This window comes from Psychrobacter sp. Cmf 22.2, from assembly GCF_001921745.1.
Classification (GTDB): domain Bacteria; phylum Pseudomonadota; class Gammaproteobacteria; order Pseudomonadales; family Moraxellaceae; genus Psychrobacter.
Window position 1 is genome coordinate 109,218 of the sequence record NZ_MRYA01000003.1, and the last position, 19,336, is coordinate 128,553.

At 43.0% G+C, this 19,336-nt stretch carries 18 protein-coding genes; 5 read left to right on the forward strand and 13 right to left on the reverse strand.

Annotated features, from left to right (window positions below; all coding sequences use genetic code 11):
- Positions 1 to 2 precede the first annotated feature (2 nt).
- Complete coding sequence (oppF, locus tag BTV98_RS07235) at positions 3 to 1,034, forward strand: murein tripeptide/oligopeptide ABC transporter ATP binding protein OppF (protein WP_299185812.1); 1,032 nt, start codon at positions 3 to 5, stop codon at positions 1,032 to 1,034.
- On the opposite strand, the gene BTV98_RS07240 is transcribed toward oppF, so the two are convergent.
- The 7 genes from BTV98_RS07240 to BTV98_RS07270 form a co-directional block, all read right to left on the reverse strand.
- Positions 1,028 to 1,282 carry a DUF2798 domain-containing protein gene (locus tag BTV98_RS07240; RefSeq protein WP_075103302.1) on the reverse strand — a complete coding sequence of 85 codons (255 nt, stop codon included), beginning with the start codon at positions 1,280 to 1,282 and terminating at the stop codon, positions 1,028 to 1,030. The two genes, oppF and BTV98_RS07240, sit on opposite strands and share 7 nt — an antisense overlap.
- 409 nt (positions 1,283 to 1,691) lie before the next feature.
- The gene (locus BTV98_RS07245; RefSeq protein WP_075103303.1) at positions 1,692 to 3,260 is read right to left on the reverse strand and encodes an MATE family efflux transporter; all 1,569 of its coding nucleotides are present in this window, start codon (positions 3,258 to 3,260) and stop codon (positions 1,692 to 1,694) included.
- A gap of 463 nt (positions 3,261 to 3,723) precedes the next feature.
- Complete coding sequence (locus BTV98_RS07250) at positions 3,724 to 4,767, reverse strand: nitronate monooxygenase family protein (RefSeq protein ID WP_075103304.1); 1,044 nt, start codon at positions 4,765 to 4,767, stop codon at positions 3,724 to 3,726.
- A gap of 256 nt (positions 4,768 to 5,023) precedes the next feature.
- A complete protein-coding gene (locus BTV98_RS07255; protein WP_058367816.1) occupies positions 5,024 to 5,401 on the reverse strand; it encodes a DsrE family protein in 378 nt (125 codons plus the stop codon).
- A gap of 175 nt (positions 5,402 to 5,576) precedes the next feature.
- The gene (locus BTV98_RS07260; RefSeq protein WP_058367817.1) at positions 5,577 to 6,119 is read right to left on the reverse strand and encodes an acyl-CoA thioesterase; all 543 of its coding nucleotides are present in this window, start codon (positions 6,117 to 6,119) and stop codon (positions 5,577 to 5,579) included.
- A gap of 48 nt (positions 6,120 to 6,167) precedes the next feature.
- Positions 6,168 to 7,337, reverse strand: a complete 1,170-nt coding sequence (locus BTV98_RS07265; RefSeq protein ID WP_058367818.1) for a YheT family hydrolase — start codon at positions 7,335 to 7,337, stop codon at positions 6,168 to 6,170.
- A gap of 108 nt (positions 7,338 to 7,445) precedes the next feature.
- A complete protein-coding gene (locus BTV98_RS07270; RefSeq protein WP_058367819.1) occupies positions 7,446 to 8,042 on the reverse strand; it encodes a YigZ family protein in 597 nt (198 codons plus the stop codon).
- A gap of 224 nt (positions 8,043 to 8,266) precedes the next feature.
- On the opposite strand from BTV98_RS07270, the gene BTV98_RS07275 reads away from it, so the two are divergent.
- Positions 8,267 to 8,971 carry a pseudouridine synthase gene (locus tag BTV98_RS07275; RefSeq protein ID WP_058367820.1) on the forward strand — a complete coding sequence of 235 codons (705 nt, stop codon included), beginning with the start codon at positions 8,267 to 8,269 and terminating at the stop codon, positions 8,969 to 8,971.
- Positions 8,972 to 9,322: 351 nt separating this feature from the next.
- On the forward strand, positions 9,323 to 10,399 hold the full coding sequence (locus tag BTV98_RS07280) for a disulfide isomerase DsbC N-terminal domain-containing protein (RefSeq protein ID WP_058367821.1): 1,077 nt from the start codon (positions 9,323 to 9,325) through the stop codon (positions 10,397 to 10,399).
- Positions 10,400 to 10,544: 145 nt separating this feature from the next.
- Here BTV98_RS07280 and BTV98_RS07285 read toward each other — a convergent pair whose 3' ends face one another.
- Positions 10,545 to 11,204, reverse strand: a complete 660-nt coding sequence (locus tag BTV98_RS07285; protein WP_058367822.1) for a DUF2939 domain-containing protein — start codon at positions 11,202 to 11,204, stop codon at positions 10,545 to 10,547.
- Between the two features lie 389 nt (positions 11,205 to 11,593).
- Between BTV98_RS07285 and dnaJ the strand changes: the two genes are divergently transcribed.
- Positions 11,594 to 12,730 carry a molecular chaperone DnaJ gene (gene dnaJ, locus BTV98_RS07290; RefSeq protein WP_075103400.1) on the forward strand — a complete coding sequence of 379 codons (1,137 nt, stop codon included), beginning with the start codon at positions 11,594 to 11,596 and terminating at the stop codon, positions 12,728 to 12,730.
- 190 nt (positions 12,731 to 12,920) lie between these two features.
- A complete protein-coding gene (dapB, locus tag BTV98_RS07295; protein WP_075103305.1) occupies positions 12,921 to 13,751 on the forward strand; it encodes a 4-hydroxy-tetrahydrodipicolinate reductase in 831 nt (276 codons plus the stop codon).
- 191 nt (positions 13,752 to 13,942) lie between these two features.
- Here the strand turns inward: dapB and BTV98_RS07300 are convergent, their stop codons facing one another.
- The 5 genes from BTV98_RS07300 to BTV98_RS07320 form a co-directional block, all read right to left on the reverse strand.
- Complete coding sequence (locus BTV98_RS07300) at positions 13,943 to 15,118, reverse strand: type III PLP-dependent enzyme (RefSeq protein ID WP_075103401.1); 1,176 nt, start codon at positions 15,116 to 15,118, stop codon at positions 13,943 to 13,945.
- A gap of 52 nt (positions 15,119 to 15,170) precedes the next feature.
- The gene (gene def / locus BTV98_RS07305; RefSeq protein ID WP_075103306.1) at positions 15,171 to 15,725 is read right to left on the reverse strand and encodes a peptide deformylase; all 555 of its coding nucleotides are present in this window, start codon (positions 15,723 to 15,725) and stop codon (positions 15,171 to 15,173) included.
- Positions 15,726 to 15,952: 227 nt separating this feature from the next.
- On the reverse strand, positions 15,953 to 16,207 hold the full coding sequence (locus tag BTV98_RS07310; protein WP_075103307.1) for a GlsB/YeaQ/YmgE family stress response membrane protein: 255 nt from the start codon (positions 16,205 to 16,207) through the stop codon (positions 15,953 to 15,955).
- Positions 16,208 to 16,597: 390 nt separating this feature from the next.
- Positions 16,598 to 18,130 (reverse strand): UDP-N-acetylmuramate:L-alanyl-gamma-D-glutamyl-meso-diaminopimelate ligase, encoded by a 1,533-nt coding sequence (mpl, locus tag BTV98_RS07315; RefSeq protein ID WP_075103308.1) that lies wholly within the window; start codon positions 18,128 to 18,130, stop codon positions 16,598 to 16,600.
- Between the two features lie 266 nt (positions 18,131 to 18,396).
- Entirely contained in the window at positions 18,397 to 19,059 is a 663-nt protein-coding gene (locus tag BTV98_RS07320) for a copper resistance protein NlpE N-terminal domain-containing protein (protein WP_075103309.1), read from the reverse strand.
- Positions 19,060 to 19,336 lie beyond the last annotated feature (277 nt).

The window sequence follows — 19,336 nt, forward strand, 5'->3', positions numbered from 1 at the left end:
ATATGTCAACATTAAATGTAGAAATGATTAAATCCGATAGCCAAACACCGCTATTACAAGTACAAGATGTGCATACAAGCTTCGATATTAAGCGTAAAGGCTCATACTTTTGGCAAAAGCCTGACACCCTAAAAGCGGTCGATGGGGTATCGTTTGAGCTGTTTGCAGGTGAAACCTTGGGGGTGGTTGGTGAGTCTGGCTGCGGCAAATCAACGCTGGCTCGAACCATCGTTGGTTTGGTACGTGCCAAATCTGGCAGTATTAAGTTTAATAATGCTGAGATGGTTGGTGCTTCCAAAAAGACTATGCGCCTAAAACGTAAAGATATTCAAATGATCTTCCAAGATCCACTGGCCTCGCTCAACCCGCGTATGACCGTAGGTGATATCATTGCCGAGCCGCTACGTACTTATTATCCAAAAATAAAAAAACCGGAAGTACAAGACGAGGTGCGCGCTATTATGAAAAAGGTTGGGTTATTGCCCAACCAAATCAACCGCTATCCGCATGAGTTCTCCGGTGGTCAGTGTCAGCGTATTGGCATTGCTCGTGCCCTGATATTAAAACCTAAAATCATTATCTGTGATGAGCCAGTCTCCGCACTTGACGTCTCAATTCAAGCCCAGGTCATTAATTTGTTGCAAGATATCCAACAAGAAATGGGTTTGGCACTTATTTTTATCGCTCATGATTTATCGGTAGTAAAACACATTGCCGATCGGGTGCTGGTGATGTATTTGGGTCACGCAGTTGAGCTTGGGGTGGATAAAGCCGTGTATAGCAATCCAACACATCCTTATACGCAAGCGCTGATGTCTGCTGTGCCGTTACCTGATCCTATCGCTGAGCGTAACAAAACCATTCAACTATTAGAAGGTGACTTGCCTAGTCCAATCAACCCACCGTCAGGCTGTGTGTTTCGAACCCGCTGTCCGTTGGCTGATGAAGAGTGTGCTCGGATTGAGCCAATACTGGAAGGAACGTTAAATCATAGGGTGGCTTGTTTAAAAAATAAGGTGGACACAGCTCAATAAAACTCAATCCGGCTAAGTACATGCTCCTGCACAAAATATGCGCAGACATACGCGCTTGGCCATGCAAATACAAACGCCAGCCCCCACGACCCTAACAAATCGGCAAAAAAATGATCGCTGTACCCAGCTTTGACCAATATCAACGCAGTGGAGATAATGAGTGACATCATCAGCGCCATAAGACCTGTAAAGATAAGCCGATAGTATTTGCGGCGAGTACGTATTTTAATAGTAGGTAGTTTTGCCATAATATTATCTAGTCCTACATAAAAGAGTCACGCTCGCATAATAATATCAGCATGACTTTATAATTCGGTAAACAGTTGAGTAAAGCACTATACTTAATTTTTTAGTGTCTATGATATAGCGTGTAGAGCTATTGATAAAACAACTATTATCAATGATAAGCTTTGCTATATCTTAATGACAATAGTTAACTTTTTGAAATTGTCTTACTTGAGACAGTCAGTTTTGCTACGATGGACAAGCTCACAACAAATTAATAAGGCCATAACATAGCAAATCAGCAGCAGCAAGATTCTCTACAAAAAACTCAAGTATCGTAGTAATAGGTAAGTATCATGAAAAATTGCTCACCATACCAATGTGCAAAAACCGCCAAGCCAAGCTAAATTAAAATTGTACATATAAACCAAGCTATGATCGTTTATTCTTTCTAATCATACGATGCCTATGAAGTCGTCTCTGTAGTCGTCGATGCAATCTTGTGATACGGCGTAAAGGCGATAGTTTCCATACCGTGGTCGGTAAAATATCACGAAACGACGCGCTGGTGCCTGTATGCGCGCGAAACTCCTCAGACCTTTGCGCAGCCTCTTCTACGTTTAAATGTTTGCCTTTGCGCCATCCACCACGCAGATATAGTCCTGCCCCCATCACAGCGGTTGCTACCATGCCTGCTGGAAACGACAGCCAAAGCGCATCGGTCCCAAGTAATGAATAAAGCCCAAAAGCAAAGCCAAGGCGCACTGGGTACATCGAAATCACCATGACGATCAGCGGCCAAATTACATAGCCGTTCGCACGCATGGTACCGAACAGTACTTGCGCTATCCCAAAAAACACAAAGCCCCATGTCGCCATCAACTGAATATGCCGCCCAATCGGCACCGCTTCGCTGTCACTACCAAGGAACAAGCCCAAAATAGTTTCATCAAAAATGGTCAGCACCCCAATCATAGCCCCTGTCAACATCACATTAAAGATGAGTCCCCAGCGGGTGATTCCTGCAACTCTACTCCATTGATTGGCACCAATATTCTGTGCGACCATCGCACTGGCTGCAGCGCTTAGTGCCATTGCGGGCATCTGCACATACGTCCAAAGCTGCTGGGTTGCGCTATAGGCTGCTGTCGTCTGCACCCCCTCACGGTTGATAAGCGATAGCATGGTTAATGCCGCAGAAGAGATAACGATCATCTGAGTACCCATCGGCAACCCTTTTGAGAACATCGACTTTAGGATTTCTCGGTCCGCGCGTAAAAAGCGTAGCTCTGGTAACCTAAGGGTCAACACCGAGCCACGCCAGTACAAGGTGACAACCATGCCAATAAGCGCTAGCGTGTTTGCGACGGCGGTTGCAAAGGCTGAGCCAAATATACCCCATTCGGGAAATGGTCCTAGCCCCAAAATCAGCGTCGGCGTCAAAATCAGATCAATAACCACCGATATAATGATAAACCAAAGCGGCGTCGTAGAATCGCCCGTTCCGCGCAGTGCCATCATTAGCAGTGTAAAGGTCAGTGTGATGGGCATCGCAACGAAAATCATCCGCAGATAAGTCAGGGCAAGGTTTAACGCACCTGCCGGTGTGCCAAGCAAATCAAGTAACGTCGGGGCAAATATCCACCCTATTGCTGATACCAATACACTTATCGGAATAATGCTACCCAGCGCTGTGCCCATGGTTTTCTTAACCATAGCGTCGTCACGGCGGCCCATTGATTGACCAATCAAAATAGTAGCAGCCATACCAAAACCAAAAACGAAGGATATCAGGATAAACATCAAGATGTTGCCGTTCGCCGTCGCTGCCAACGCCTCTTCACCTAAAAACCGACCCACCCAGATAGCATTGATTGAGCCGTTTAACGACTGTAGGGCAGATGATCCAAGGGTTGGTAATGCAAACAGGAGCATCGTTTTGGCAATTGATCCTTGGGTGAGGTCACGCTGTTTACCAGTGGCGGTATTTGTTTTACTCAATGTTTGTCCTTTTGCGCTAGACCTTTAATGTGAGGCTGATTAAACGAAAACGCTCATCATAAACCAGAAAGCTTGTACCGTCTTTATTAGAGCTGTAAACCCTCGGCATGCTTTATGATCGTTTGACTGTTATCTTTTATGTGATTGTCATACAGTTTGGAGAGGAAGATAATGACTATGTTCGACACAAATTTAACTCGCTTTTATCATCATTATCAGAATATGGCTGGTCGATAAGCCTGAAACTGCCGAACTAATGCTTGATATCATGCCGCAAGCGCAGGTTATCATGATGCCAGCAGTCGGTCATGTGCCAATGATCGAAGCGGTAAAAGAAACGGCGAAGGATTATAAGGCGTTTAGGGAAAGGTTGAAGAAATAATTATTTAAGTTAAAAGGTTTGTTTAAAACTAAAAAAAGAAACATCAGCTGGTCTGGTGTTTCTTTTTTTTGGCTATAGCAATTACAAATCCTTTACCAGTCGCTCTAGTAACTCAGTCGTGCTTTCTTGTCTGGCCAAAGCGACTCCTTGTCCTGCCCATAAAGACTGGTGTTCTGCATCAAGGTTCTTTTTCGCATGCGCACGCAGGTCTTTGGTCATGGCATTTAATTGTGGGTAAGGTGGTAGCTCATGTGCGCTCTCAAATTGGCCAAAATTACGCAGATAATCATTTAATAAGCCGCGTGCCTGCTTACCTGAAAACAGTCTTGTTAAGCGGGTCTCAGAACTGCGTTTATCTTGACTGACATCGAGTAGCGCCTGTTTATAAATATCATTAATGCCGCATTTATCTGTGGTCAAAAATGCCGTTCCTATTTGCGCCAGCTCAGCACCTGCCGTTTGAATCGCCTTGATAGCTTGCCCGGTCATAATACCGCCGGCCGCGATTAACGGAATATCGGTACAAGCATGTGTTTGACTAATCAATGTCAACAGTCCCATGGGATCTTTTGCACTTTCTTGCAACCAACCACCGCGATGGCCACCAGCTTCTACCCCCTGCACGCATACTGCATCTGCGCTAATATCCGCCCAAGCTTTTGCTTCCAATGGATGATTGGCGGTACCGATGACGCGTGTGCCTAGACTTTGCAGGCGCTGCACTTGTTCGGCGCTAATAATACCAAAGGTAAAGCTAGCGACAGGAACAGGATTGTCATAGAGCACTTGTAGCTGGTCTGCGAACCTAAGCGCTGGGCGTGCAGGTAACTCTATTTCAATATTTTGCTGTTTATAATACTGGCTTAGCCAAGCAGGAATCTCGCTGTCCAACGTACTAGAATCATGCTCAGACAACACCATCAGATTGATCATAAAAGGGCGATCGGTGAGCGATTTAATAGTGTCAATTTGCTTATCCAAAACATCTGGCGCCGTCGTGCCGGACCCTAATGACCCCAATCCACCAAAGTTACTGACTGTCGCCGCCAGCTCAGGCGTGGTTGCTCCTGCCATAGGTGCTTGCACGATAGGGTAGGTTAAATCAAAGGTGTTAAGTAAGGTCATGACGGGCTTCCTGTTTATTTTATTAGGCGTTTTACATGACTTACTTTAGCAAAGCTGGACGGCTTGCATGTTAGATAATGTGTATTTAGTTTCTAAATAGAAAAGGTGAGTTTTTACTACAAGATTGTAGTTAAGACATTTGACTACGGTTTTGTAGTTAAATAATAGCATCAAAAAAAGGTCAGCCTCCAAACCATCAAAAAGATGACTAAGAAAACTGACCTATTTTTATAAACTACTTACTTAGCTTAAACGCTTAGTTCAACTGCAAAGATCCCTTCGCATTCATCAACAGCTCAACCACATCATCGCCGCTGATGACAGTAAAGCGCTTATCGATGTCTGACTCTTCCACACCGCCGTGTTTCATACAGGCACCGCAGACCAATACGTTACCACCTTTCTCTATAAAGGCTTCTAGCAAATCCTTAGCAGGATCAAATGGTGCGCCGATATCGACGTTATCCAAAGCATTAGGCAATGCTAGGTGTACTGCATCTACCATCAATATAACGGTTGCAGAGTGCCCTTTTTTAAGTGCGACACCTGCCATTGTAAAGGCTAAAGTAATTTTGCTCGGGTTTGATTCACTATTATCAAACAGCGTACCTACATAATCCGTATTATTAACCATTTTATTCTCCTTATTAGACTGTGTTTACTTAGTCATTAATTAATATCCAATTGAATATTCTACTCACTAATATCCTAACATTTATTATATGTATTTATATAATGTAATGTTATAGAACAGTAGTCTTAAGGTTAACTGGCTGTGACAGATTATCAAAAATAAATTTACAGTTAGCCTAACCTAAAGGCGGCCACGGACGATCATCATCACTCTCAATCCACTCGGCTACGTAGCCTGTCGGCGGCATATCCCAATCAGATTTGCCCATCGCATCCAGTACTTCTTGAGTTTCAATCACGCGACCTTTACTAGTGACACCCGTTCGTAATAGGGCAGACGAGCAAGGCTGGCCTTTTACCCACATTGATTGTTCCACGTAGATCCAGCGCTCATCGATAGCAGCGACGTGCGTCTTGATAGTGACCTTATCAAAAGCGCGAATACGTTTGCGATATTGTACGGTGCTGCCAGCTACGACCAGCCCCCAACGCTTATGCAATAATTGTTTGCCAAGACCAGTACGAATGGCAAAGTCAGTACGTCCCAAATCAAACAAGGTCAGCACGCGACCATTATTCATCTCTAAAAAATTATCAATATCTGTCAAGCTACAACGAATCTCAATCTCGCTGGTATCTGCTAAGTCTAGTTGAGCGCCTTTTTGGTGAGCGATGACAGCCTTAGTGATAGATTTAGCATAACGAAAAAATGGATACATGACAGATTCTCAGTAGTTTAAGGATTAGGATTATGACTTATTAAATTATTATTCATTAGAAGCATTGTTAGGTGAAGTATTTTTATTTGAAGTGTTATCAAGTGAAATATCGTTAGACGAAATGCCAATCGAGTGAAAGAAGGCGCTAACGGTCTCAGGGATCCAATTGATATCGAATTTTGAAGTCTTGGTTTTTTTACCATTCTTTTTCGATTGCTTAGCGTTTAATCTTACCGTATCACTCTGCTTGCTTGTTGAGCGATAACGCAAATAACCAATATGTCCACCGTGCTCAGTCTCCAAAATAGTGACGCTATCAGACACATCGTTTGGTGTGGCGGTAAAGCCAAGGAACGGATCGTCTTTGGCGCTAATCAGCAGTAGCGGATGAGTAACGTTGATAAGATGCGGCAGTGCGGAGGCAGTATAATAATAGTGATTGTTAGAACGGTAGCCATGACGCGGCGCGGTAAAGATATCATCAAAATCGCTGATACGATTGACGGCCTTAATAGAGGCGATTTCCTCTTCGCTTATGTCATTCGATAAGGCTTTTTTGATAATTGGATTGAGCAGATACGGCGTATAAATACGATGGCTCAAAAAGCTATGCATACTGAGTGCAGCCGACGACATATCGACAGGAGCTGAGACTACCACAGCACCTTCACATAGCGCATCATCGCCATATTCGCCCATGTATTTTGCCAGTGCATTTCCGCCTAGTGAGACGCCTACCGCATAGATATGTGCATACTGCTCACGTAAATTCTGGAGCATATGATGCACCTCTTCGGTGTCGCCAGCATTATAAAAGACGCGACCATTAGCCGGAATACCGCCGCAGCTGCGAAAGTGTGCCACTACAAAGTGCCAGCCCTCGCTATGCATCTGATACGCCATGGCTCGTGCATAATGACTGTCACTGCTGCCTTCCATGCCGTGGAATAGCACCACTAAAGGGGTTTGCTCAAGCGTACCGTCGTCAGTTGCCTCTATGGGATGCGCATCGTAGAAGTCATAAGCAATGTCTGTCTCACATAACGAGTCTTGCTTGACTGCGCGCCGATACTTTGGTACCTCTGGCGCTAAAAACTTAGGTAAGATACTTTGCAGATGTGGATTGGTCAGCCAAAATGGCGGCTTAAAAGGAGTGGGTGCAAACGGTTTTGCGGTATTTGAAGACTTTGCAGTGTTTGAAAGTTTTGAAGTTGGCATAAGTTAATCTTATCAAGTCGTTATTAAACAGTGTTTTATCATAACGTTCGGCCAGGTTAAATCCAATGATTTATCGTGAACGCATGATTACTAAAAATTGTTCATGTTCTATGATTTATTTAGCACCCGTCCATCCATCGCCAGTCGCTCTTTTAACGTTTCAATATCTTGTTCAGCAATGGTCACGGTTAACGTAACCTGCTTGCTATAAGACACATCATCAATACTACCGTTTAGACTTTCGACGATATAGCGACATTGCGCTTCAGTAGCGAACTCTGCCAGTATCTGTACTTGTGCCATTGGTACATAAGGGCGCAGTATCATCTCATCAACGGCCGCTTGTGCAGAGCCTGCATAGGCGCGAGTCAGGCCGCCAGCACCCAGTTTGATACCACCAAAATAACGCACCACGATAATAATAACGTTACCGATAGACTTGTGCTGTAAGACGTTTAAGATTGGGCGGCCTGCTGTACCGCTGGGCTCTCCATCGTCATCGAAGCCTGCGCTCGTTGTATTATCAGGATCACCGATGATATAAGCCCAACACCAATGCCGCGCATCAGGATATTGTTCGCGCAGCTGTTCCACGTGAAACATTGCTTGCTCACGTGAATCGACCGGATGAGCATAAGCGATAAATTCAGACTTTTTAATCTCCAGCCTGGCAGTAACAGCTTTTTGCAAGGTATGATAACTCATATAATTAATCCAATCTGAAATTAGACATAGTGCTACTGAAAATAAATTTTGCGTAGCCTCTGTCTGCGTAGGCACAGCATGCAAGGAAAAATTATTTTCAGTAGCACGTCAGCCCATATCACAGTTTCGTTTTTAGCGTCTATATTGTTTTGATGATACACCTAGGTTTAGATGGGATATGTTAAACTTGCCTCACTATAACAAAACTAATGGTAGCAAATAGCATGCGTTTAGATAAATTTATTAGTAAAGCCACGGAACTGTCGCGTAAAGAATCCAAAAAGATTTTGCACGCAGGCGAAGTCACTGTCAACGACGAAGTCATTAAAGACCCTGGTGTACATGTCGATATCGTTAATGATGATGTCATGTGGGTAGGCGAACCTCTGTCAGTGGCGACAGGCAATCGTTATATTCTATTGCATAAGCCAGAAGGCTTTGAATGTACATTAAAAGCCAAAGAATATCCTATCGTCACCGAGCTGATCGCAGTACCAGAATTGGGCAGTTTACGTATCGCTGGACGCCTCGATGTGGATACCACTGGTGCGTTACTGATGAGTGATGATGGTGGTTGGCTACACCGTGTCACCAGCCCTAAACACGAGCACGCAAAAGTCTACGAGTTGACCTTAGCGGATCCGATGGACAGCGATGCACAAGAAAAAGCCATTAAAAAGGTCGCTGAAGGTATTTTACTAGAAGGGGATTACGAGCCGACCAAACCTGCGACGCTTGAATTCATCGATGAAACCCATGCTCGTCTGACACTAGAGCAGGGTAAGTATCATCAAGTTAAACGCATGATGGGCTATTTTGGTAATAAGGTTGTTGAGCTACACCGCGCTAGTATCGGCCATATTACGCTAGAAGGTCTGGATAAAGGGGATAGCCGCTTTTTGACAGCAGAAGAAGTCGCAAAATTCTAAACTTTATGCAGCAGAAAAGTTGCCTCATACTCTATCCAAAATCCACTCGTAAAAAACCCGTTACCCAAAACAACTATCAGTAGCAGACACCATATCGGTCGTCTGACTGCTGATGTTGCCTGTCTCTTAAAGCTGGGTAGCAGTTTTGCAAAATAAAACGCTGAGCGCTTATCAAAACTAGTCAATGTGCTACAGTCTCAGCTTCATTAATCTACTTTTTTACATAGTGTTACTGTTTTTAATATAGTCTTCTAAATATAGTTTCTTTTAAAATTAACTGAAGAACCTTGATTAAAAGAAATTAGAAGTTTTGATTCAGTAATCTACTACGAATTTGATAGGACAACGCTTGTGAAACGACCTGTATTAAAATTTGCTAGTCTTATTAGTGCCATATTGTTAGCGACGACCGCTTGTGCCGAGCCATCGGTTTCTAACTCCGTAAGCAAAAGTGCCAACCAAAACACTAGCCAAAACACACAGAATACGCCAGCAGCTGGAGATGTTAGTGCAGCTGTTGATAGTCAGCTACGCCAAGTGCTGACCCAAGCTGGTATTAAGACGCAGATCACTTCTATTTCGCCATCTAACTTACCTAACATGTATCAAGTTGATCTGGCTGGTCAACCGCCACTACATATTACTGAAGATGGTAAATACGTCATTCAAGGCGAGCTACAAAAGAACCCAAGCAAGCGTGTCGTGACCGATACTCCAGCGCGTAGTAAGAGTGCGCAAGTAGGTATGCCTGTGAGCGCTGCGGTCAAATCGGCTGTACTTGCTAATATGAACGAGCTTAAAAACATGAGTGCCAAAACACCGTTCTTTTATACCGCGGTACCGGGCGTGCTTTGGAGCGCGACTTTAGAGGGCGTGCCGTTTTTATTATCCGATGACGCGCAATATATTACCGATGGTGAGATATCCGTCATTGAGAATGGACAGTTTACAGGGCTGGATGAAGAGTTTGAAAAGCGTAAAAACCAGTCGGTGTTTAAAACCTTAGATGACAAACAACTCATAACCTATCCGGCAACTAGCGCTGAGAGAGCCGTTATCTATGTGGCTGACGATGTCAACTGTCCTTATTGCCGCAGACTGCATCAACAACTACCGATGCTCAATGCAAAGGGCGTAACCGTAAAAATCATTGGCTATCCGATATACGAGCAATCACCGGCGCAGATGCGCGGTATCTGGTGTCAAGCAGATGAAAGTAGTCGTCGTAAGGCTTTTGATAAAGCAATGTTAGCGGGCGAGATGACGCCTGCACCAGCCAGCTGTAGCGCAGATTATGTAACACCGAATCGCGAAAAGGCAGCTGGCTTGGCGGTCATGGCTACGCCTGCTATTTACCGTGAAGATGGAGTGCTCTATCAAGCCAGTTTTGAGAGTCCTGAATTTTTAGAGTTCTTAGGAGTAAAATAGATAGCTCCGACATTCTTCTTCAAGACAATCAGCTACGTAAAGTTGATTGGTATAGATTTATTAGTAATAAAAACCGCCCTATAAACAGAGTCTATAGGGCGGTTTTATATGGTTTGTAACAGCGTTTATGATAGAACTGAATTACTTATGGGAGCACGACATCTACGATTTTCCATTCAATAAAGCCTTCACGCTGCATGTTTATAGTAATTGGGTAGCCTTTGATTTGTCCACTAATGTTAAAGCAATTAAGACCGCAATAGCTTAATGTTGGCTTGTCACTGTCTGTCCCTTGTGCTGCTTGCTGCTCTAGCTGCGCAGCTTGCTGATTCATCATTTGCTGCACTTGTTGTTTGACTACGATATCGACATCACCGCGATGTATAATCAAGTCTTGGATAAGGTTTTTGAGATCGATTTGATTGCTAGAGATTGCCCAAGCCGCAGCAAGCTCTTTGGTCGCCGTATTAGCTTGGCCTTGAGTATTGATGAGTCTCTCAACATTTTGCGGTGTGATCGCGCTATCTACTGCCTGCACAATAAAACTATTGGCAGCTTTTGCCAGAGGTTCACCGCCAAGCTCTGCAACCAATGGATACTGATTCATTGTATCGGCGAATCTATTAGTCAGTTGCGTCTTTATACTGGGCCGTACTTGTTCATAATTGATGGCAGCAGCGATAGTCGCCCCGTCTTTGTCATCATAGGCATTTTTGAGCTGATAGGCGCTGTAATAAGGCGAACCTGCATAAATGGCTACTACAATGACTACCAATAATATCAGCAGTGTCATGAGCTTTTTCATAGAGTGGGCTACCTTTTTGCGGACTAAATACAAGCATCAATATGGCGATAAATACTAGCATGACTTTGGTCAATAAAAGTATGAAAATGTTACGTAGGTTTGCTGTCTGAGTACTGATTAGATAAACATCGATACAGCAATCAAGAATTTAATAATTCGCAACTTGATAAATCAACTTATGGTCTCCATTAATAGCGCAAACTTATATTAATTGATTTGGTTAAAACAGCATATCGCCGTATTAACTCGCAATTTTCATATACTTCCTACACTTTTATTATACAGCTTATGTTTCATGTGAAACATCTGCGGATGCCTAGTTGTAAAAATTAGGAAGTGGGTTGATGAATTTGCCAGTTGGCGTGACTGTAATGACGAGAGGAGAGCCCATGAGTAAGCGTGATTTTTATGAAGTATTAGGCGTTAATAAGACTGCAGACAGCAAAGAGATCAAACGTGCATATCGTAAGCTGGCAATGAAGTATCATCCCGACCGTAATTCTGATGACCCTGAAGCAGAAGACAAATTCAAAGAAGCGTCGATGGCTTATGAAGTCCTAAGCGATGCAGACAAACGCTCTGCCTATGATCGTATGGGTCATGCAGCCTTTGAGAATGGTATGGGCGGTGGCGGCTTTGGCGGTGCAGGCGCGGGTAACTTCCAAGATATTTTCGGTGATATCTTTGGGAATTTCGGTGATATCTTTGGTCAGTCACGCGGTGGCGGCGGTGGACGTTCGCGCCGTGGCTCTGATCTGCGTTATGTAATCGAGCTGACGTTAGAAGAAGCGGTACGTGGCTGCAAAAAAGAGATCAGCTTTACTGCACCAGCTCCTTGCGATACTTGTGATGGTAAAGGCGCAAAAGATGCCTCTGATGTCGTGACTTGTCAGACCTGTCATGGTCAAGGTCAGATTCGTATGCAGCAAGGTTTCTTTGCTGTGCAGCAAACTTGTCCGCATTGCGGTGGTACGGGTAAACAGATCAAAAACCCTTGCCCCGATTGTCATGGTGATGGCGTCAAAGAAAAGTCACGTACGCTAGAAGTTTCTATTCCAGCAGGGGTAGATGATGGTGATCGCGTACGTCTGGCTGGCGAAGGTGAAGCGGGCGGAGCAGGCGTGCAAAATGGCGACTTGTATGTTGAAGTACGCGTCAAACCGCACAACGTCTTTACCCGTCAGGGCGCAGATTTGTATATGGACGTGCCTGTTAGCATCACCGATGCAGCACTTGGTAAAGAAGTTGAAATTCCAACTTTAGATGGTAAGGTAAAAATCAAAGTTGCTGAAGGTACGCAAAGTGGTAAGTTGTTACGTGTACGCGGTAAAGGCGTCACACCTGTACGCACAACGATGCAAGGTGATTTGATTTGCCGTGTCGTTATTGAAACGCCGGTGAACTTAACTCGTGAGCAAAAAGACTTGCTACGTCAGTTCCAAGATACTCTCGATGGTGATAGCAAACATCAACAATCACCGCACAAAAAGTCGTTTTTTAAAAAAATCGGAGAATTGTTCGACTGATAAATCGTTCGATTGATAGGTTGAACTGCACAACTGACTTTATTACTTTGGGCCTGAGAGTTTCACGTGAAACTCCTAGGCTTTTTTTATGTGGGTAGAAAGAACCACCTAGGTGAGGATATTTGCTAAACTTACGATAAATACCACCTAAAAACTCCTTTACTAAAAATAAAGCATTCAGGACAAAAGTATGAGTCAACAAGCAAAAGAGCAGATTATTAAAGTTGGCGTGATTGGCGCTGGCGGCCGTATGGGGCGTATGCTTATAGAAGCTGTGCAGGACAATCCACAAACGTTATTAAGTGCAGCTATTGAGCGTCAAGGCTCAAGCTTAGTCGGTGCGGATGCAGGTGAAGTAGCTGCTATAGGTCGTTTAGAGATACAGATCGTCGATGACCTAACGGCTGTGATTAATGACATAGACGTCCTAATCGATTTTAGCTTACCCGATGCCACCGAACAAAACATGCAAATTTGTGCTGAGCATCAGGTAGCGATGGTCATTGGTACGACTGGCTTTAGTACACAGCAAGAGCAAGTATTAACCGAAGCCAGCAAGCATACGGCTATTGTCTATGCTGGCAACTACTCTACGGGTGTCAACTTATCATTGAAGCTATTGAACATGGCAGCAAAAGCGTTCGGTACAGATGCTGATGTCGAAATCATCGAAGCGCATCATAAGCATAAAATTGATGCACCATCGGGCACCGCTTATATGATGGCAGAAGCAGTCGCAGAAGCACGTGGACAGAATCTAAAAGACGTAGCCGTATATGGTCGTGAAGGCCAAACAGGTGCACGTGAAACGGGTACAATCGGCATTCACGCTATTCGCGGCGGTGAAATAGTCGGTGATCATACTGTGATGTTTATCGCCGATGGTGAAGTCGTTGAGATTACGCATCGAGCACGCGCGCGCATGACCTTTGCCGCAGGCGCCGTACGCGCAGCGACTTGGGTTATTCAGCAAAACGCTGGACAATATAATATGCAAAATGTACTGGGTTTAAGTGAGTAGCTGTCATCTATGATCCAGACAGGACTTAAAGCAGTAGCCAGCCATAAGGCTTGTTAACAGCCACTGTATATTAATAATTTCTGCGTAGATCATGGTGTTAGAATTTTTAGGGTTAATAAATAATCATATAAAAAAGCGCGGTACTGCTAATAGCAGTACCGCGCTTTTTTATCAATAATACCGATGAAATATTAATCGATATAGACCACTTCTAATGGTGGAAAGCCATTAAACTCAACAGATGAGTAAGAGTTAGTATAAGCACCAGTCGTTAGCCAATAAATTTTATCACCAACTTCTAGCTCTTCGGGCAATTGATAACCTGCTTCTTCATACATGATATCAGTCGAATCACATGTTGGACCTGCCAGTACGACTGTCCCTTCGCTAGTCGACGTTTCCATTTTTGGCGTATAGACCGGGTACTTGATCGCCTCACCCAAGGTTTCAATCAAACCTTGAAACAAGCCCACATCGGTATATACCCAGCGGGTCAAATCAGTATGCGACTTACGCGAAATGAGTACCACGTCACTCACTAAGACACCTGAACCGCCAACCAAGGAACGCCCAGGCTCAAGAATAATCTCAGGCATGTCCTCAGCACTATAATCATCGCTTAAGTAGCGCGTAATCTCTTCAGCATAGACTTTTACAGGATTGACTTCACTGATGTAATTAGCTGGAAAACCGCCACCCAAATTGATCATTTGTAGCTTAATATCTTCTTCGTTTTTCATCCAGTCAAACATATATTTGACCTTAGCAAGTGCATCATCCCACGCCGCTACATCTTTTTGCTGGCTACCTACATGGAATGAGATACCATAAGGTACCAGACCCAAGTCACGTGCCTGTACCAGTAGCTCGAGTGCCATATTAGGGTGGCAACCGAACTTGCGTGACAATGGCCATTCAGCGGTATCCGAACCTTGCACCAAAATACGCACAAACACTTTGGACCCAGGTGCATACTTAGCAATGTTTTTTAAGTCAGCTTCTGAGTCGGTTGCATATAAATCAATACCTTTTTCAAAAGCATATTTGACATGCGCCGCTTTTTTAATCGTATTGCCATAAGAGATACGAGAAGCATCGACTCCGCAATCGAGAACGCGATCAAGCTCATAGATAGAGGCACAGTCAAAGTTTGAGCCAAGCTCAGCCAGCAAGTTGATAACTTCCACAGCAGGACTGGCTTTCATCGCGTAATGGATCTTAGCAGTCGGGAACAAACCTGCTATCTCAGCATATTTAGTTTTAATACGACTCAAATCAACCACCAGCAAAGGCGTCTCACGACCTTCAGCAGCTTTAGTAAACTTTTTCCAGCCAATAGGGTCAAAATATTGGTCAATTTTAATCATGGTCATGATAAGAAGCCTTTAAGAAAAATCACATAAAAAAGAAAACAATCAGTTAAGCGTTAGTCGTCTGCGCCTCTTTACTCACTTGTTTTTCACCTTGCTTCTCACGTATTTTGAGTACTTTACGGACTTTGTCACGTGCGCGAGTCTGCTTTAATCTCGATAAATAATCCACAAAAATGACACCATTTAAATGATCCATCTCATGCTGAATACAGACAGCTAGTAGTCCTTCTACTTCTTTATCAATGACTTGACCGTTTTCATCTATTGCCTCGATACGTACTTTGTTAGGGCGTTCAACCTTATCATAGACATCGGGGACAGAAAGGCACCCCTCTTCATAAGGCTGTTTTTCTTCTACTAGCGGTGTTACTTTTGGATTTATAAACACCATAGGTGAGTCTTTGTTTTCAGATAAATCCATGACGATCAATTGGATATGCTGATCAACTTGTGACGCGGCCAAACCAATCCCTTCTGCATCATACATGGTCTCGATCATATCGGTAATTAGAGTCTTGATCTTATCATCGACTTCTTTAACTGGCTTGGCAATAGTGCGCAAGCGTGGATCAGGATAGCTTAAGATAGGGAGTAATGCCATGACGGAGCACCTCGATAATAGCGGATTGAATAGGCGATGTATTATAAGTTAAATAAGGGCAAAAGTGATAATAATCAACGGGTGGGCATATAAAAGGATGTACTACAGTGTCACACAACGCAAGTTAACGACATGTATGAGATAATGGTAATACCAGCCACAAAAAAAGACCTTACATAATGTAAAGTCTTTTTGTGACACTCAATAAACTATGTTGTCTAAACTCATTATGTGCGGCGCTTGTTCACAATCATCTCATATAAGAACAATAATATAATAGCACCAATGACTGAGAATACTAGACCAGTAAAGCCACCATCAGCGTCAATACCGATAAGACCGGCAATAAAACCACCTAACATCGCGCCGACGATACCTAATACAATGGTCATAATCCAACCCATAGGATCGCTCCCAGGTTTGATAGCACGGGCCAATAAACCTGCAACAAGACCTACAATAATCATCCAAATAAAGCTCATTATTCTTCTCCTAATGTATTACAAATGGTAGAAATTTTATATTAATTTTTTCTTAAGTCTTTTCTAATGTTGATAGCAGCATTGTAAACATTTAACGTCAAAATAAATAAGCGTAAAGTGTTACCAGTGTAAGCACTATGTGAGAAAAAACCACCATTTGCTATTTTGCAGATGAAATAAGTAAATGAAAGGTTACAAAAGTAATTACAGTAATACGGCAGTTACTAATATAGATTGGACTTTTGTCTATAAATTATAGAATAAAAGTCGAGTATATGGTGAGATAAAAAAAGCGCTATTCTTATGGTTAAGAATAACGCTTTTAAATTTAGCTAAACCACCTATGTAATGCTATTTAATTACAATGAGTCAAAAATAAAATAGGAAGCTCTAAGTTTGAGCATTTAGCTCAGATAATGATGTTAATAGACGCTGATGAATACCTTCAAAGCCCCCATTTGACATAATAACAATCGCATCACCTGTTTGTGCATGCGTCGTAATATGCTCGATAATATCTTCTATACTATTTACAACCCGCTGATTATCATTATGTTCAGCACGCTCAATGACTTCTTGTAGCCCCCATTCAAGGCCAGCAGGCTCATACCAAATTGTGTGATCCGCTAACGCTGCTGATTGTGCCAGACTGTCCTTATGAATACCCATCTTCATGGTATTGCTACGTGGTTCGATAATCGCCCATAGCCGTCTGTTAGTGAGTTTCTTTTTGGCACCATCTAAGGTCGTCGTAATCGCTGTCGGATGATGAGCAAAGTCATCAAATACTAAAATATCGTTAACATCTCCGATTAACTCCATGCGACGTTTAATACCTGCAAACGCTGAGAGGGCGGCACATGCTGTCGTAATATCTACTCCGACATCATAAGCTGCAGCTACTGCAACTAGCGCATTATTAACGTTATGCATACCGCTCATCGACCAATCAACAGTAGCACTCGTTGATGGATCAGCGTTAAAGCTTACTTTGAACTGACTACCGTCTTCTGTCAACAGAGCTGCTTGCCAGTCACTTGTAATAGTCTCATTGGTAGCGCTTTTTGTATCGACTGCTTCAATATTCGTAAACTTCTGGTCCGTCACTGCGGTGCGCCAGACTGGCGTCCATACACCTTTAGCCAAGGTATCTTCTAAACTGGCGGTCGCTGCTGGCATGATAATCTTGCCAGCACTTGGAATCATACGTACCATATGATGGAATTGATTCTGGATAGCATTTAAATCAGCAAAAATATCTGCATGGTCGAATTCTAGGTTATTTAAAATAGCAGTCCGAGGTCGATAATGGACGAATTTTGAGCGTTTATCAAAAAACGCAGAATCATATTCATCCGCTTCTATGACAAAATACCCCGATGTTGCAGATGTTGTGCTATTACTTTCGATAGAGTTTGCAGCTTCATTGGGTACAGTAGCTGCGCCTAAATAACTGCTATGTGCAAATACGTTTTGTAGGCGCGCATCTGTCGTATCTACTAACGGCACACCGCCAATCAAAAACCCAGTATCGATACCTGCATAATGTAATACCCATGCCAGCATAGTCGTTGTGGTTGTCTTACCATGCGTACCAGCTACTGCCAATACATGTCGTGATTGCAATACTTGCTCAGAGAGGAACTGCGGCCCTGAAGTATATCTCATACCTTGATCAAGCATATACTCGACGACATCCATACCGCGCTTCATGGCATTACCAACGACCACCAAGTCAGGCGTTGGCTGCAAATGCTCTATAAGATAGCCTTCTTGGATAGTTACGCCAGCGTTTTGAAGCTGGGTCGACATAGGAGGATAGACACTAGCATCTGAACCTGTGACCTGGTGTCCAAGCTCTCGCGCCAACAAGGCCAATGAACCCATAAAAGTGCCACAAATACCAAGAATATGAATATGCATAGATGGTCCACGCTGTGATGATAAGAAATTAAATGAAGTCATACTGACAAGAATAAACAGTCAATAAATAAATTAAAAAAGATTCAGTATTTAACAGCTACTAACCTGTGTATTAATGTTAGCAGCGCTTATTGTAAAGTAAACACCAATAGATAACCGATAAAAAACGCCCAACAAGTAGGCGTAAATAGTCGTTTAAACAGCTTCAATAAAGTTGCGACTATATTGTTACATATAGAGTTATATCCAGCACTATAAATGTCTGCTTATTTGAGTGACAAGGTGTAATCGGTGTTCAAAGTGTCATCATCATTTAGCATAACAAGATGATTGTTTTGAATACGGTAGCTCTCGATTTGATCATCTTCATAAACGATAGTGATAGTGTCATTGTCTTGACGATAGATACCATATTCAGTAAGGGGTACTTTGGGAGTGGTTGGGTTTTCATAGATGTTCGTCTTGGTGATTGTACCATCAGCGAACAAATTTAGTGTTACTGTCATACCAGAACAAAAAGAACATGGCAAAATACCTACATAATCACCAATCAAAGTCGCCTGTAAATCACTATCCATAGTGGCATTTGAAATCATCGGAGTACGACGACTCTGTACATTGGTGTCATGACTATCAGGTTCGGCTACTGCTAGTAAAGAGTCACCTTCATCAACGCTCACTATATCATCTGCTACAGCAACACTTTCACTATCACCATCTACCTGCATAGAATCATGCTTATTATCATGGCGGACTTTACTGTCAGTTAAAGATTGTTTTATTGATGCACTGTGAGCAGCTGCGGTAGTAGATGACTGACTATCACAGCCAATCAAAATCATACAAAGCGGCAAAGGCAACAAAAGGCTACCAAAGCGTTTGATTGAGGAGACCACCACAAGCGGGGTAGAGATAAATTGTTTCATCATATAAAAAAGAAAATAAAGGTTTATTTTATAATAAAAAAGAAAATTAGATATCTATTAGTGTCTATCTCAATAGTAGCGCCAATAAGTCACAGCAACGTTGTAAAAACGTCACTGGCTTTAATTAAGTAAATTTATCTAGTTTTATATTTTTATTCTTATTAAACGACCGCTTATCTGTCTTAAATACCACTTCTAAGATAAGTTAGGTTGAAAGTAGTCAAAGTTGACCGATAGACGACTGTATAAGAGGAATAAACGCTAGGTACTTTAGCAAACC